This window comes from Bradyrhizobium sp. T-1, assembly GCF_053592855.1.
Genome location: NZ_CM132115.1, coordinates 4,429,688 through 4,443,195 on the forward strand (window position 1 = coordinate 4,429,688; position 13,508 = coordinate 4,443,195).

Consider the following 13,508-nt stretch of genomic DNA (forward strand, 5'->3'; position numbering starts at 1 on the left):
AGCACGGGCCGCAATATGCGCCGATCCTCGACCGGCTCGAGCAGGAACTTGAGGCGTTGAAGCGCGGCAGCGATCCCGTCAGCCGCGCGCGGATGCATCTCGCGCGGGCACAAGCTGCAAGGGCGGCGCAATCTGCATCCCCGGCGCCAGCGCAATCCGCTCGATAATTTTCAGTTTCAAATGCAGGCCGTGGCCGTCGCCGTATTTCGGCTTTCTTGTGTCGTGGCCCATCAGCTCGTCTTTCAGCTCGTCGGTCGCCTCGGTCTCGCGCAGCCGGTCCTTGAAGCCGTGACGTAGCGAGTAGAGCGTGTGCCGCTCGGTCTCGCGCAAGCCGTGCTCCTCGAGGAATTTATTGACGGCCGCCGAGAACGCATCGCCGTTGTCGCGGTAGCGCGGAAAGCCGTCCGGAAACTGCCGCATCGCCTCGAGCGAGACGCCGACCAGCGGAATGTCGCGCCAGGAGAACTCGGTCTTGAGCACGCGATCGTCGGGCCGCACCTGGATGTGCGGAATGTTGGACTCGAGGACGATGTGCGGCCGGCGCAGATTGATGATCTCGCTCGGCCTGGCGCCGGTGTTGATCATCACCAGCAGCGCCGCGCGCTCCTCGGCGTTCATGGCATCGAGCGCGCCAGGCGCCAGCAGCCGGTTGACGATCCACCAGGCCGAGAACGGCGGCCGCGGCCGCGAGCCCTCGCCCTCGAGGCGCAGTCCGGCAAAGACTGGATCGAGCGGCAGGCGGTGCCGGCGCGCGACGGCCGAGAGCATGCCGGTGATGTGGGTCAGGTTGCGGTTGGCGGTTTCCGCCAGCACCTCGCCGTCGACAACCCGGTCGGTCCAGTGCTCGATATAGCGCAGCGCGTCGTCGCGCGAGAGCCGGTCGATCGCCTTGTCGCCGATGACGTCGGTCAGAATGGCGATCGCGTGGATCTTGCCGGACCGCCACTTTTTGACCTGGCCGGGCGATTTGCGGGCGAGCGCGGTTTTCTTGGCGATCTCGAATTCCGCGACCAGGCCAGAGAGCAGGATCTCCGGCAGCGGCACGCCGCCGAGCGCGGCCGCCGCGGTTGCCGGGTCGTCGCGCCGATCGCCGATCGCGAGCGCGTCGAGGCGCCGCAGGATCTCGGACAGCGCTTCCTTGGCGACATCGTCGGCAGGACGATAGGACAGCTCCAGCGCCTGTGCCCGCGCGCGGGCATCTTCCAGCGCCAGGACGCCGGCGCGCGCTGTGTGGCCCGCGCTGGCCTTCCATGAGGCCTCCAGATCTATTTCGAGCCGGGCGGCAATACGGGCGGCCTTCACCCCGGTCCGATCGTCACGGATCTTGATGCCGGTCGACAGCCGGACGATGCCCCGCGGGTCCGCGGCAGCGAACTCCTCCGGCACGCGCCGCACGTAGTACCAGACCCCGCTCCTGCGCCCCAACCGCTCCGGCAACCGCGCCCCCTGTTGCACAGTTTGTTGCACAGAGATTGCCACGGCGGACCGCGCACGGCCAAGGAAATAGCAGGATTCGCCGAGTTATCCGGGGTTTTGTGCTCGCCCGACGCGCGCCGCTAGGGAGCGCCAGCAGTCGCAATCCCCAAGAGGCCGGCCCCACGACGTCGACGATCGACCTTGCCTCCCGCATGAACCTCCCTGGCCCTTACCCTCGACCAATGTCCGAAGCAAACCGCCCAGCCCCCGGCTAGGGCGTCACGGATTGAAGGACAGCCCCATGGAGCAGCGCAAGTCGACCTCGGAAGGCCAATCCGGCACCTCCTCGGTGATGACCACGCCTCCGGCCTGGATGCGCCGCGCGGTGCCGTATCCGCCGGATCGTCGCGCCAAGATGCTGGAGCACATGGCGCGCGCGAGATCGACGCCGCAGCGCCAAGTCGCAGCCGCGCCATTGCGCAAGAGCGGCACGGACATCCTCGCTGACCTCGTCGGCCACACCGTCCTGTTTGGCGCGATCGCCATACTCTGCATGTCGCCAATTCCACTCTATCTCGGCGCGTACCTGTTCCTGGCCGACCATGAGCGTGTCGAAACCGCCTTCGCGATACTCGGCGTCCGGTTCGAGCCGGATACGGTCGGACCCGACATCATCAAAGGCTTCGCATCATGGTTCGGATGGATTGCCCTGCTCGCGTCGCTGCGCGCCTCCGCGCCCGTCTGGCTCGCGCCAGTTCTGCCTCCGTCGCAGTCGTGGGCTTTCATCGCCGGCGTCGCCCTCGCGTTCGCCATCATCGAAGCGATCGGATCACTCGCGATGCGGCACGCAAGGGCGAGGTTCGGGTGGGCGATCAAGCCCGACAGCCTGCCCCTTACAACGATCAAATTCGTGATTGCGATCGCCGCGCTGGCGCTGGTGCTGCTCGGCAGCGTTTGAAGACGGCCCCGGCTGGCCTCACGGCGCCGTCCCTCGAAGCGGTCACAATGACGCGGTTGTGACCGTCGGCGCCCGATAACAGGGACGATTTGCCGCCGGCCCCGGCACTCTACCGTCCAGTTCATTTACCGGAAATTTACCCCTGCTCCTGAGTGCCGGTATCATTTGCTTAGATTTTGATCGCTACCGTGGAATTACGGAAACAATCAAAAGCACGATTTGGCGCCCATGTCCGTCGCGGAGTTTCTCAGGCAGCGAGCAGTGGAAGTGAGCGTGAGCGGCAGCTATTCGCTGCATCGCTGGTACGATTGTGAGGGCAAGCTGCGAAACTTCGCCTGCCGCACCAAGCGCGTTTCGCCGTTTCGCATGATTGTGGACGTGCCGGTCGTCGGCAAGATCGGCGAACGTGTGACCTCCTATTTCGAAGACTTCGGCGAATTCCAGTGCACCATCAGCGCAACGCTGAAGTCGGGCTTCCTGATGGAGCTCGACATGACACGGGCGCGCCGCGCCTGGATGTCGGAAAAGCTGACCTGGCTCGAAAAGAAGCAGAAGGACGACAGCATTCAGGAGCTGCGGCGCGACGCGCGCTTCGTGCCGCAGGCCTCGCACACCGTCCTCACGCTCGCAGACGGCAGCACCTATCCCTGCTTCATCATCGACGTCTCCACGGCCGGCGTCGCGATCTCCTGCGAATGCGATCCGCCGGTCGGAACAGCGCTTGCCGTCGGTGCCTGCGTCGGGCGAGTCATCCGCAAATTCGACAATGGCTTTGCGATCAAGTTCGCCGAAAAGCAGCAGCGGGACGACCTCGTGCGCCTGGTCGTGCGCCAGGCCGTGCCGCTGCCGGCCTGACTCGACCAAACCAAACCAATCCGTATCGCTGCCCTATCGCGGCCCCAATGCGGGATCAGCTTCTGACGGTCTGCGCCTCGGGGCCGGACGTCGTTTGCAGACTTGCGATCGGGGGACCGAATGGCAGTCGACAAGATCACCGTTGATAAAATCACTTGGGACAGAGTCGGCCGGGTCACCGAGCCCGGGCGCTACATGTACACTTTCGGCTGGCTCACCATTACGGCCGGCGATCTCGATATCTGGAAGCAATATCCGCAAGCCGCGTTCACGCTGCTCGCGCACCATGCCGAACGGGACGAGGCCGTCGGCGAGGAATTCCACCTTGGGGCCTTCGACATCGCGCCCGACGCCCCTGCGCCGTTCATGACCCACTGACGGCGGGCACGGATACGCGCTGCATCGCCGGAGCCCACGATTGAGCTGGGGAAGCAGTCGCCGAAATTGGAGGCCGACGCAACATGCGCGGGCCAGTTCGGGAACACATGGCATGCACGTTGCTTAACCAATGCCATGATGCACATCCCTCCCGCCGACCAGGCCTTCCTGCTGCTGCTCATCGTTTTCTGCCTTGGCACATGCCTCGTGCGTGCCCTTTGGGAGCTGGAGCAGATGCGAGCGCGCCGAATCGAGACACCTCCGCGCGGCCGCACGCCGAAACGTGACTAGGTCGCTCCGCCCGCCGGCCTGTTGTCCGGTCGGAGGCAATTCCGCCTCTGGACTCCCCGCTGGCACACGTGCATCGTGAATCGAAGAAACCTGCACATTACCTTGATCTAACTTATCAATCGCGATCCGGCGATAGCGCACGGCCATTACTGCCGATAACGCAGTGATGCTGTCATGCAATTGATTGCGCTCGGCATTCTACACTTTGCGACCCTGATGAACGCCGGCTGTCGCGCGTGTTAAGCAACGGGACAGCGATTGCATGACAGATGGTCGCATCGGGAAACGTAGATAAGCGGACCAGGGGAACCTATTTTCGGCGCCGATGTACCTGATTGAAGCGTTACCCACCGTCATCGGAACGGCCGCCATCGCCCCGGCGCTGCTGATGCTCTGGCTCGTCATTGCCGCCGAAGAACGCCCCGGACCACCCGCCCAGGTCTGGACCGCCTTCCTGCTCGGCGCGGCCAGCATCTCGCTGCTGGGTCTCGCCCGCGCCCCCTTCGCCAAGATGGTTGCAGCGCCTGACGATCCTTGGGCTGCGCTCGCCATGCATTCTGTCTTCGGCGTCGCGCTGCCCGAGGAGGCGGTGAAAGTGATCGCGATCGTGCTGGTCTCCTCGACCAAGCGTCGGACCTTCGCCAATCCCATGGACACCGTGGTCTATGGCGCCGCCGTCGGCCTCGGCTTTGCGGCTTACGAGAACCTCGCTTATCTGGTGCAGCATGCCGAGATGTGGCGGTCGCTGGCAGCGTTGCGCAGCGTGCTCACCGTCCCGTTCCACGGCGCGCTCGGCATCATCGCCGGAGCCTATTTGACGATCGCCCGAGCCGGCACGGCGCTGGGTGCGAACCGCCATCACCGCGACTGGGCCCGCCTCTCCAGCCGGCTGCTGATCTTCGCGGGCCCACTGGCGCTGCATTCGGCCTTCGACTTCCCGCTGCTCACGCTCCAGCGCATGCCGGATCTCGACCCGACCCTGCGGATGTGGCTGGGCGGTGCGAGCCTGCTGATTGGCTTCAGCTCGATCGCCTTCGCCATCCGACTGGTTCGACGCGTCGCGCGTCACCATGCGCCCCGGACCGATATCGCGCGGGAAAGGCTCAGTCAGTTGCGGCGGATGTGGGCGCTGCTGCTCGCCGGCGGCGGCGTCGGCTTCCTTGGTCTCGCCTTCGTGCTGACCTCGATCCACCACTGGCTTATCAACCCCGAGCGCAATCTGACGCTAGCGCTGATCCCGATCGGATTCGTCTCGATCCTGCTCGGTCTTGCGCTTCTGATCGTCACGACCGCGATCTACATTCTTGGCCGTAACCGCATCCGCACCACCGGCGAGGGCTTTTCGTCTGCGCACGGCGGCGGTTGAGCCTCGGGATGGCAAGCGCGGCGCGCGCACGCTAGACTGAGCGCACGCATTTCGATCGGGAGCCTGCCGATGACATCGCCTGAGGATTTTTCACGGCTGCAATCAGCAATGAGCCAGGCGGTGAAGGCGCATTGGAAGGCCTTTCTGTTCGAAGGTATTTTGCTCGCCGTCCTCGGCGTGGCCGCGCTGATCCTGCCGCCGCTCGCAAGCCTCGCCATCACGATCTTCCTGGGCTGGATGTTCCTGATCAGCGGCATCGGCGGATTGATCGCGACCTATTGGGCACGTGCTACGCCGGGGTTCTGGTGGTCGCTGGTCTCGGCTGCCCTGGCCGTGCTCGCCGGCATGCTGTTGCTGGCCCGCCCGATGCAAGCCGTGCTGACTCTGACAATCGTGCTTGGCGCCTACTTCCTCGCCGAGGGCGTCACCACCATCATGTATGCGCTGGAGCACCGCCGCGAGCTGAGCGGCCGCTGGTCGTGGCTCCTGATCTCGGGCCTCGTCGACATCGCGATCGCGTTCATGGTGATCACGGGATTGCCGAGCTCGGCGGAATGGGCGCTCGGCGTGCTCGTCGGCATCAACCTTTTGTTCGGCGGCGCCACCTTGATCGGCATGGCCCTGGCGGCACGCAAAAGCAACAGTTGAGGGGGCTCGAAGCCTCGGGCGCCGATTGGGGGGTGACAACCCGCCAATGGCGCGCTATATGACCGGCCATGATCACCGTCGCCACCAGCTATTTTTGGTACTTTAGCTACGACAGCTCGCTGGCGGCAGGAGGATCGCGCTCAATCTAAAATATTGATGCAAACGTCCGAACAGCCGCCAGACCTGGCGGCTTTTTTTATTGCCGGCAGGTTCGAGAAACAGACAGGAGCCCGCCGTGCTGAGCACGACCGACGATCTTCGTATCCGCGAACTGAAAGAGCTGAGCACGCCTGAGGACGTGATGCGGGAGGTCCCGCGCACCCTCACGGCCACCCGCGTGGTGATGGCGGCCCGTAACGCCGTCCACGCCATCCTCAACGGCCAGGACGACCGGCTTCTGGTCGTCGTCGGCCCCTGCTCCGTGCATGATCCCAAGGCCGCTCTGGACTACGCCGAGCGTCTCGCCAAGCTGCGTGAAGACCTCGCAGATCAGCTCGAGATCGTGATGCGGGTCTATTTCGAGAAGCCGCGCACCACCGTCGGCTGGAAGGGCCTGATCAACGATCCCGATCTCGACGGCAGCTTCGACATCAACAAGGGCCTGCGGCTCGCCCGCAACGTGCTCTCGGCCATCAACAATCTGGGCCTGCCCGCCGGCACCGAATTCCTCGACATGACGACGCCGCAATACATTGCGGATCTCGTCTCCTGGGCCGCGATCGGCGCGCGCACCACTGAGAGCCAGATCCATCGCGAGCTGGCCTCGGGACTGTCCTGCCCGGTCGGGTTCAAGAACGGCACCGACGGCAATGTGCGCATCGCAGCCGACGCGGTTAAATCGGCTTCGCATCCGCATCACTTCATGGCGGTGACGAAACTCGGCCGTTCCGCAATCGCCTCGACCTCGGGCAACGAGGATTGCCACATCATCCTGCGCGGCGGCAGCAAGCCGAACTACGATGCGGCAAGCATCACGGCAGCCTGCAACGATCTGGCGAAATCTGGCGTCGCCCCGCTGGTGATGGTGGATGCGAGCCACGCCAATTCGAGCAAGAAGCCGGAGAACCAGCCGCTGGTCATGGCTGATATCGCCGGCCAGATCTCGGGCGGCGAGAACCGCATCATGGGCGTGATGATCGAGAGCAACCTCGTCGCCGGCCGCCAGGACGTGGTGCCGGGCAAGCCGCTGACCTACGGCCAGAGCATCACCGACGGATGCATCGACTGGGCCACGACGGCAAATGTGCTCGAGCAGCTCGCCGATGCGGTCGAAATCCGGCGCAACACCGCGCGCGCCGGCTTGCATGAGCGCTCCGCTTAAGCAGAGCAACGGGCGGGCGGGGCGACGCTGTTCGCGCCCTGCCCGCCGCGATTAAGGCTTAGCAGCCGCGGCAGATGCTCTTGATCTTCTTGTCGAGCAGAGCGTCTTCCTTGTTCACGGGATTATTCGGATCGTTCAGATTCTTCTCGCTCGGCACGTCGCCGGCGCGCGGCTGGCGGTGACCGACGGGCGCCTGCGGCACCGATCCCGACGCGGCACCGCCGGACGTCGATCCCTTGGTGCCGGTTTGCGCAATCGCCGCGCCGCCGAGCAAGACCACGAGCGATGCTGCCACCATGATCTTCTTCATGTCCGATTCTCCCATTCCTCAAACCGGCGTTCTCTGACCACTCACGCCTCGGGCGGATAGAGATGAACGTCGCCGCAATAGTCGATGATACGATAGCGCGTTTCCGTGGCTGCATCACGTGCAATGCCTGCGGTATTTTGCTCCGCCAACACATAATTCGGCCCGACCGGGGATTTGCCGGCGCCGCCGGGAATGTCGATGACATAATCAGGCTGACACAGCCCTGACACCCGTCCGCGCAGCTCCCGCATCAATTCCTGCCCATGCGCCAGCGTCGTTCTCAGATGCGCAGTGCCGGGCGCGAGATCGCCATGATGCAGGTAGTACGGCTTGATCCGGCACTCGACGAAAGCCCGCATCAGATCCGACAAAGCAGCGACATTGTCATTGACGCCGCGCAAAAGCACGGACTGGCTCACCATGGGGATGCCGGCGTCGACCAGCCGTGCGCAGGCGGCGCGGGCCGTGTCCGTGAGCTCGCGCGCATGGTTGGCGTGCACTGCGACCCAAGTGGTCGCACCATCAACTTTAAGCGCCGCGACCATCTCGTCACTGATACGCGCAGGATCGGCCACGGGCACGCGCGTATGAAGGCGGATGATCTTGACGTGATCGATCGCAGCGAGATCGGCCATGATCTCGCTCATCCGGCGCGGCGACAGCATCAGCGGATCGCCGCCGGTCAGGATCACCTCCCAAATCTCGCGATGCGAGCGGATGTAGTCGATCGCGGCACGATAGGCGCCGTCCGACAGTGCGTTCTCCTTGCCGGGACCGACCATCTCGCGGCGGAAGCAGAAACGGCAATAGACCGCGCAGACGTGAACGAGCTTGAACAGCACGCGATCGGGATAGCGATGCACGATTCCCGGGACCGGCGAATGCGGGTGATCGCCGATCGGATCGGCATTTTCGCCGGGGTGCATCTCCAGCTCTGCGGCGGACGGAACGAACTGGCGCGCGATGGGATCGTCGGGATCGGAGCTATCGATCAGCTCGACCAGCGGCGGCGTGATCGCAACGGCATATCGCGCGGCGACACGCTCGAGCGCGGGGAGCGCCGTGGCCGGCGCCAGGTCCGCGGCTACGAGCTCGGCCGGCTCGCGCAATGTTCTCGCAAGATTGGTCTTCGTCATCTCTCATCCGCAGGCGGCGTCCACACCACCTGATCAATCCGTGTCGCGCCGCTTGCCAGCATCACCAGCCGGTCGAACCCGAGCGCGACACCGCTCGCCTCCGGCATGACGGCCACCGCGGCCAGAAAGTCCTCATCCAGCGGATAGGCCTCGCCGTAGCGGCGCTGCTTCTCCGCCATGGACTCCGTGAAGCGCTTGCGCTGCTCCTCGGCGTCGGTGAGCTCGCCAAAGCCGTTGGCGAGTTCGACGCCACAGGCATAGACCTCGAACCGCTCCGCGACCCGCTTGTCGCCAGCCTTCACCCGTGCCAGCGCCGCCTCCGGAGATGGGTATTCGAACAGGATGGTCAAACGCCCCTGCCCCAGATGCGGCTCGACATGCTCGACCAGGACCTTGCTGAAGATGTCCGACCAATTGTCGTCGTCGGCCACGCGGACCTTGCCGCCGGCCGCCTCGGCAAGCGCAGCACGGTTACCCTCGGCGCCCAAGATTGTCGACAGCAGATCAATGCCCGCGAAGCGCTCGAAGGCGCCCGCGACCGTCAAAAGCTCCGGTTCGGCGAAGGGGTCAGCGGCCCGGCCCCGGAACGAGAAAGTCCCGATCCCGGTTGCCTGCGCAGCCATGGCGATGACCACCACGGTATCGGCCATGATGGCGTCGTAGGGGGCGCCCGCCCGGTACCATTCCAGCATGGTGAATTCGGGCAGATGCAGGTCGCCGCGCTCGCGGTCGCGGAACACCCGCGCGAACTCGAAAATCCGCTCTTCGCCGGCCGCCAGCAGCTTCTTGCAGGCGAATTCGGGCGAAGTCCGCAGGTATCGGCTGGCTCGACTGCCATCCGGCCGCATGATTTCGGTCCGCGGGGCGTGCAAATGGGTCTCGTTACCCGGCGAGACCTGGAGAACGGAGGTTTCGACCTCGACAAAGCCCTGCTCGGCAAAAAAGCCCCGCAGAGCCCCGGTAACGGCTCCCCTGGCCTGGAGGAACGGCCGCCGGTCGAGGTGCCGGTTGGGCATCCAGAACGGCGAAATCGGCTTGTCCCCAGCCATTAACCGACCACCCCTTGGGCCAGCAAAACGCTGGCATTCAACGGCAAAATCAGTATGTTGCGGCCCGAAACGGGCGCCGAGGTCTGATTTGAGGCCCCAAGTCCCCCATCGATTTGACCACGTCCTGGCCTGAGCCGGGCCAAGCAAGCAGGAAATATAGCTTTGAGAGTCATCGCCAGTTCTATTCGCAAGGGCAACGTGATCGAGCAAGACGGCAAGCTCTATGTTGTCGTTAGTGCCGAGAACATCCATCCCGGCAAGGGCACGCCGGTCAGCCAGATCGAAATGCGCCGAATCTCGGACGGGGTAAAGATCTCCGAGCGCTACAAGACCACCGACCAGGTCGAAAAGGCCACGATCGAAGAGCGCAACTACACCTTCCTGTATGAAGATGGCGACGGCTTCCACTTCATGAACCCCGAGACCTACGATCAGGTCCAGGTGCCCAAGGACGTCGTCGGCGACGCAGCCGCGTATCTTCAACCGGAGATGATGGTCAAGCTGTCGACCCACGACGTCAACGTGGTCTCGCTCGCGCTGCCGCAGCGCGTCACGCTGGAAGTGGTCGAGACCGAGCCGGTGACCAAGGGCCAGACCGCTTCGTCGTCCTACAAGCCCGCGGTGCTGTCTAACGGCATCCGCACCACCGTGCCGCCGCACATCTCGGTCGGCACCCGCATCGTGGTGATGACCGAAGACGGCTCCTACTCCGAGCGCGCCAAGGACTAAACGAGGGTTCAGGACAGGTGCCGCCGGGGGGCGAGACAGTGGTTGGGAAGAGTTTCCGCTTCGTCTCGCTTTTTCTGGCGTCGCTCTCGCTCCTCACCGCCACGCCGGTCGCTGCGGACGAGATCCGCAGCCCATCCCTCACGGCCCTGCGCGTCGATTGGCGCGCAGCGCTCGACCAGCTCCGCACCGAGATCAATAGTCGCCCGCAGATCGCCGGCGATTTCGTCTTCGTGCCGCGCCGTTCGGTACCGCGCGTCGATCCGCGCGCAATGCCGGCGCTGATGCAGCTCAACGCGCTTTCCTCGCAATTCTTCACCGGCATTGCGCGCAGTTCGGTTCCAGTGCTGCTGCCGTTCGATGCTGCCGCCTATATCGAGGCACAACACAACGGCGCACCGGGCGCGGCGCTCGCGCTATCGCGTTACCAGGCCGATTTCAATCCCGTTGACATGTTCGACGCGGGCCCCGCCGGCTACAGCGCGACGTTCTCGCTCGAGCCCGGCGCCGGCGACGGCATGCCGTCGCGCACCTTCGCAAGGCCGGTCGAGGTACAGATCACGGGATCGGCGCTCGTCTACGACATCGCCGATCCCGCCGGCGGTAAGGGCGAGCCGGTCAAACCACTTGCGACCATCTATCCGGATCTGCGCAGGTTCATCCGTGAAGGCTATGTGCGCTACGCCTTCACGCGCTTCGGCGCCGCTTATGTGGTGTCAGTCCAGTGCCTCGACAGCGTCGCGAAACCGCGGCGACTTGCCTGCAAGGAGGCCTACCCCGTCGCCGAACGCTTTCTCAAGGCGCTGCACGTCGCCGGCGGCCAGCGCATGCGGCCGCTGATGGACGTTGCCTCCGTCGTGATCGATCGTCCCGCGGGACGACCGGCGGATTTCAGCTACCGGCCGAGCGGCGACATCATTCCGAACACCGGTTATCGCAAGCAGGGCGGCCGTCCCGATGCGATGGCCTATGCGCAGATCCGCTTTCCGCTCGAGAAAGCGCCGGCCTTCGTGCATTCGCAATCCTACGCCAAGCGCGACAAGGACGATGGCCCGACAGCCTATCCCTGGCGCGATAATTTCTGCGAGTCACGCAGCTTCGAGGTCTGGCAGTGCGGCGGCGGCTACGGCCACCAGGGCGAGGACATCCGCGCCGCCGACTGCCCCTCGCCCGGTGACGGCCGCGACGCCTGCGATCCCAAGCAACGCGGCGTCGTTGCCGTGCGCGACGCCGTGGTGATCCGCGCCTCCAAGGACCAGGCCGCGACACTCGAGGTCAACAGCCGCACCGAGCACATCCGCTTCCGCTACATGCACATGAATCCGCAGGCGTTGAACGCCGACGGGGTGCTCAATGGCCGTATCGTCACCGAAAGTGAGAAGATCGGCGTGATCTCGAACTATCTCGATCATCCCGCGGGGACGTCGATGCACTTGCACTTCGACGTCCAGGTGTTCACCCGCGATGGCTGGATCTGGGTCAGCCCTTACGTCACGCTGGTCTCGGCCTATGAGAGGTTGATAGGTGCTGTGGGAACGGAAGATTTGCCAGAGGGAACAAAGGCTTATCTAGCACACGAATGAGGCGGTCGTTAGTCATCTCAACCTTAATAGCCGCCTAGGGCGGCACATGGAGGATGACGATGGGTGTAGATCGTACCGACTACCTGATGCTCGGCGCCGATATGGGCGGCAAGGCATTCGACTGGGACAAGCATCAGGCCGAGATCGAGGGGGCGCCTGATGCCAGATTTGATCTCGTGTACGACGGCATGTGCGGAAAATACTGCATCGCCGGCAAGATCATCGCGCGAAGCGACCCCTATGAGGGCTTCGAACTAGCGAAGGTCGATCCCCTCAGGCTGCATGTCGATCGCGCAGCCTTGGCCGCAACAGTCGCCGAGGCCTTCGGGCGAGACGACATTACGCCGGACGACTTCTCGCTGATCCTCTTCTCACACTTTCACTGAGCAGGGGCATGTGATGACGAGAGAGATACCGGCCAACGCTGATATGATTGAAGGCTTCAACGACGGCTACGACCTCACGGCGCCGGAGCCGTCCGCGAACCGCTCCAGGAGCTACCGGCATGGCTTCATGTGCGGCCGGATCGACAAGGGGCAGATCGCCAGTCCGGGCGCTCAGCGCCTTCGCCAGATGGCTGACGAGGCCATGGCGGCCGACGACACTTCCACCGTGTGGCAAGGCAAATGAGCATGGACCCAGAGATCAAGCGATTTATCGAAGAGGGCTACAGGCGCTTCCCGGATGATGTCGAGCCCGTCGATTATCATCCCGCCGGCAAGATCGTGGTGGACCGCGGATCGCTCCGCTACGCTTTCCTGGAGGGCGCTCTGTTCGCGGCCATGGCGTCCAAAGTGACGAATGGGGAGCGTTCATGACGCCACTAGAGGCACTGATCGTCCTTCGTGAGTACAAGGACATGCCCTACAAAAACAAAGCGGCTGCGCAGGTCTGCTATCAGGCGAGAAAGGTGCTGACCGAGGAAGCCACCCGCCTCATGCAAGAGCAGACTAATGGCCTTTGCACAGAGTGCTGGGGCGACGGCTTCCGCCGAACCTCCGATAGCATTCTGAGCGGACCCTGCGAGACTTGCGGCGGCTCTGGCCGCCGATCCTGACCGAACATCGAGGATGCAAACCATGATGAACTACGAAAACCCCGAGCACGACGGCAATTCCGCGAAGTGGCACACCGGCAAGCAGTGCATTGAGAAGGGCTGTAAGAAGCCGGCCGGCACATGGTGGAGCCCACATTGGTGCTTCGATCACAACGTCGAGCGGATGCAGCGAATCTCAGCAGGCTTGAACGACGCCGTAGAGCGCGCCAAGCTTGCCGAATTAGTGGACAAGCAGACGGCAGAACTTCGAGCCTGGGCCGGAGAATCCTACAAGACTATGAAGGCCATGGTTCTGGCCTCTGGTGGGACGCTGACGATCAAGAACGGCGACCGAACGCGAGAGATCGAGAGCGAGTCAGTCAGCTACGGAGACGACACGACAACCTATCGCTATCATCCGCGCAGTTGAGCAGA

17 protein-coding genes are annotated in these 13,508 nt (G+C 64.1%); 12 read left to right on the forward strand and 5 right to left on the reverse strand.

Annotation, left to right across the window (positions count from 1 at the left end):
• Positions 1-78: 78 nt before the first annotated feature.
• Positions 79-1,437 (reverse strand): molecular chaperone, encoded by a 1,359-nt coding sequence (locus ACWAT4_RS21405; protein WP_449727966.1) that lies wholly within the window; start codon positions 1,435-1,437, stop codon positions 79-81.
• 280 nt (positions 1,438-1,717) lie between these two features.
• Here ACWAT4_RS21405 and ACWAT4_RS21410 point away from each other — a divergent pair, with 280 nt between their 5' ends.
• From ACWAT4_RS21410 to ACWAT4_RS21420, 3 genes are all read left to right on the forward strand, one after another.
• Positions 1,718-2,374 (forward strand): hypothetical protein, encoded by a 657-nt coding sequence (locus tag ACWAT4_RS21410; protein ID WP_212299725.1) that lies wholly within the window; start codon positions 1,718-1,720, stop codon positions 2,372-2,374.
• 228 nt (positions 2,375-2,602) lie between these two features.
• A complete protein-coding gene (locus ACWAT4_RS21415) occupies positions 2,603-3,229 on the forward strand; it encodes a PilZ domain-containing protein (RefSeq protein WP_212299724.1) in 627 nt (208 codons plus the stop codon).
• 120 nt (positions 3,230-3,349) lie between these two features.
• Complete coding sequence (locus ACWAT4_RS21420; RefSeq protein WP_212299723.1) at positions 3,350-3,607, forward strand: hypothetical protein; 258 nt, start codon at positions 3,350-3,352, stop codon at positions 3,605-3,607.
• Positions 3,608-3,730: 123 nt separating this feature from the next.
• Here the strand turns inward: ACWAT4_RS21420 and ACWAT4_RS21425 are convergent, their stop codons facing one another.
• Complete coding sequence (locus tag ACWAT4_RS21425; protein WP_449727968.1) at positions 3,731-4,078, reverse strand: hypothetical protein; 348 nt, start codon at positions 4,076-4,078, stop codon at positions 3,731-3,733.
• A gap of 145 nt (positions 4,079-4,223) precedes the next feature.
• On the opposite strand from ACWAT4_RS21425, the gene ACWAT4_RS21430 reads away from it, so the two are divergent.
• The 3 genes from ACWAT4_RS21430 to ACWAT4_RS21440 all read left to right on the forward strand — a co-directional run bounded on the left by ACWAT4_RS21430 (position 4,224) and on the right by ACWAT4_RS21440 (position 7,233).
• Positions 4,224-5,264 (forward strand): PrsW family glutamic-type intramembrane protease, encoded by a 1,041-nt coding sequence (locus tag ACWAT4_RS21430; RefSeq protein ID WP_212299722.1) that lies wholly within the window; start codon positions 4,224-4,226, stop codon positions 5,262-5,264.
• A gap of 69 nt (positions 5,265-5,333) precedes the next feature.
• The gene (locus ACWAT4_RS21435; protein WP_212427711.1) at positions 5,334-5,912 is read left to right on the forward strand and encodes an HdeD family acid-resistance protein; all 579 of its coding nucleotides are present in this window, start codon (positions 5,334-5,336) and stop codon (positions 5,910-5,912) included.
• Between the two features lie 235 nt (positions 5,913-6,147).
• Positions 6,148-7,233 (forward strand): 3-deoxy-7-phosphoheptulonate synthase, encoded by a 1,086-nt coding sequence (locus ACWAT4_RS21440; protein ID WP_212299720.1) that lies wholly within the window; start codon positions 6,148-6,150, stop codon positions 7,231-7,233.
• A 58-nt stretch (positions 7,234-7,291) separates the two neighbouring features.
• Here the strand turns inward: ACWAT4_RS21440 and ACWAT4_RS21445 are convergent, their stop codons facing one another.
• The 3 genes from ACWAT4_RS21445 to epmA are packed head-to-tail and all read right to left on the reverse strand — an operon-like array spanning position 7,292 to position 9,728.
• Complete coding sequence (locus ACWAT4_RS21445; RefSeq protein WP_212427713.1) at positions 7,292-7,543, reverse strand: hypothetical protein; 252 nt, start codon at positions 7,541-7,543, stop codon at positions 7,292-7,294.
• 41 nt (positions 7,544-7,584) lie between these two features.
• Positions 7,585-8,679, reverse strand: coding sequence for a lysine-2,3-aminomutase-like protein (locus ACWAT4_RS21450; protein WP_212427714.1), 1,095 nt, complete (start codon positions 8,677-8,679; stop codon positions 7,585-7,587).
• Entirely contained in the window at positions 8,676-9,728 is a 1,053-nt protein-coding gene (gene epmA / locus ACWAT4_RS21455) for an EF-P lysine aminoacylase EpmA (RefSeq protein ID WP_212427715.1), read from the reverse strand. Before epmA ends, ACWAT4_RS21450 begins: the two co-directional genes overlap by 4 nt.
• A 162-nt stretch (positions 9,729-9,890) precedes the next feature.
• Between epmA and efp the strand changes: the two genes are divergently transcribed.
• From efp to ACWAT4_RS21485, 6 genes are all read left to right on the forward strand, one after another.
• Positions 9,891-10,457, forward strand: coding sequence for an elongation factor P (gene efp / locus ACWAT4_RS21460; protein WP_212299716.1), 567 nt, complete (start codon positions 9,891-9,893; stop codon positions 10,455-10,457).
• Between the two features lie 17 nt (positions 10,458-10,474).
• Positions 10,475-12,037, forward strand: coding sequence for a M23 family peptidase (locus tag ACWAT4_RS21465; protein ID WP_449727969.1), 1,563 nt, complete (start codon positions 10,475-10,477; stop codon positions 12,035-12,037).
• 59 nt (positions 12,038-12,096) lie between these two features.
• On the forward strand, positions 12,097-12,423 hold the full coding sequence (locus ACWAT4_RS21470; RefSeq protein WP_449727970.1) for a hypothetical protein: 327 nt from the start codon (positions 12,097-12,099) through the stop codon (positions 12,421-12,423).
• Positions 12,424-12,436: 13 nt separating this feature from the next.
• Positions 12,437-12,667, forward strand: a complete 231-nt coding sequence (locus ACWAT4_RS21475; protein ID WP_449727971.1) for a hypothetical protein — start codon at positions 12,437-12,439, stop codon at positions 12,665-12,667.
• Positions 12,664-12,855 carry a hypothetical protein gene (locus tag ACWAT4_RS21480; protein ID WP_449727972.1) on the forward strand — a complete coding sequence of 64 codons (192 nt, stop codon included), beginning with the start codon at positions 12,664-12,666 and terminating at the stop codon, positions 12,853-12,855. The genes ACWAT4_RS21475 and ACWAT4_RS21480 overlap by 4 nt, the downstream gene beginning before the upstream one ends.
• A gap of 261 nt (positions 12,856-13,116) precedes the next feature.
• Positions 13,117-13,503 (forward strand): hypothetical protein, encoded by a 387-nt coding sequence (locus ACWAT4_RS21485; RefSeq protein WP_449727973.1) that lies wholly within the window; start codon positions 13,117-13,119, stop codon positions 13,501-13,503.
• Positions 13,504-13,508: the final 5 nt, after the last annotated feature.

What these genes read in the sequence shown, in the direction of transcription:
- ACWAT4_RS21410 (WP_212299725.1), top strand. Translation starts at nt 1,718, where the DNA reads ATGGAGCAGCGCAAGTCGACCTCGGAAGGCCAATCCGGCACCTCCTCG.
- ACWAT4_RS21415 (WP_212299724.1), top strand. Translation starts at nt 2,603, where the DNA reads ATGTCCGTCGCGGAGTTTCTCAGGCAGCGAGCAGTGGAAGTGAGCGTG.
- ACWAT4_RS21420 (WP_212299723.1), top strand. Translation starts at nt 3,350, where the DNA reads ATGGCAGTCGACAAGATCACCGTTGATAAAATCACTTGGGACAGAGTC.
- ACWAT4_RS21430 (WP_212299722.1), top strand. Translation starts at nt 4,224, where the DNA reads ATGTACCTGATTGAAGCGTTACCCACCGTCATCGGAACGGCCGCCATC.
- ACWAT4_RS21435 (WP_212427711.1), top strand. Translation starts at nt 5,334, where the DNA reads ATGACATCGCCTGAGGATTTTTCACGGCTGCAATCAGCAATGAGCCAG.
- ACWAT4_RS21445 (WP_212427713.1), bottom strand. Translation starts at nt 7,543, where the DNA reads ATGAAGAAGATCATGGTGGCAGCATCGCTCGTGGTCTTGCTCGGCGGC.
- ACWAT4_RS21450 (WP_212427714.1), bottom strand. Translation starts at nt 8,679, where the DNA reads ATGACGAAGACCAATCTTGCGAGAACATTGCGCGAGCCGGCCGAGCTC.
- epmA (WP_212427715.1), bottom strand. Translation starts at nt 9,728, where the DNA reads ATGGCTGGGGACAAGCCGATTTCGCCGTTCTGGATGCCCAACCGGCAC.
- ACWAT4_RS21470 (WP_449727970.1), top strand. Translation starts at nt 12,097, where the DNA reads ATGGGTGTAGATCGTACCGACTACCTGATGCTCGGCGCCGATATGGGC.
- ACWAT4_RS21475 (WP_449727971.1), top strand. Translation starts at nt 12,437, where the DNA reads ATGACGAGAGAGATACCGGCCAACGCTGATATGATTGAAGGCTTCAAC.
- ACWAT4_RS21480 (WP_449727972.1), top strand. Translation starts at nt 12,664, where the DNA reads ATGAGCATGGACCCAGAGATCAAGCGATTTATCGAAGAGGGCTACAGG.
- ACWAT4_RS21485 (WP_449727973.1), top strand. Translation starts at nt 13,117, where the DNA reads ATGATGAACTACGAAAACCCCGAGCACGACGGCAATTCCGCGAAGTGG.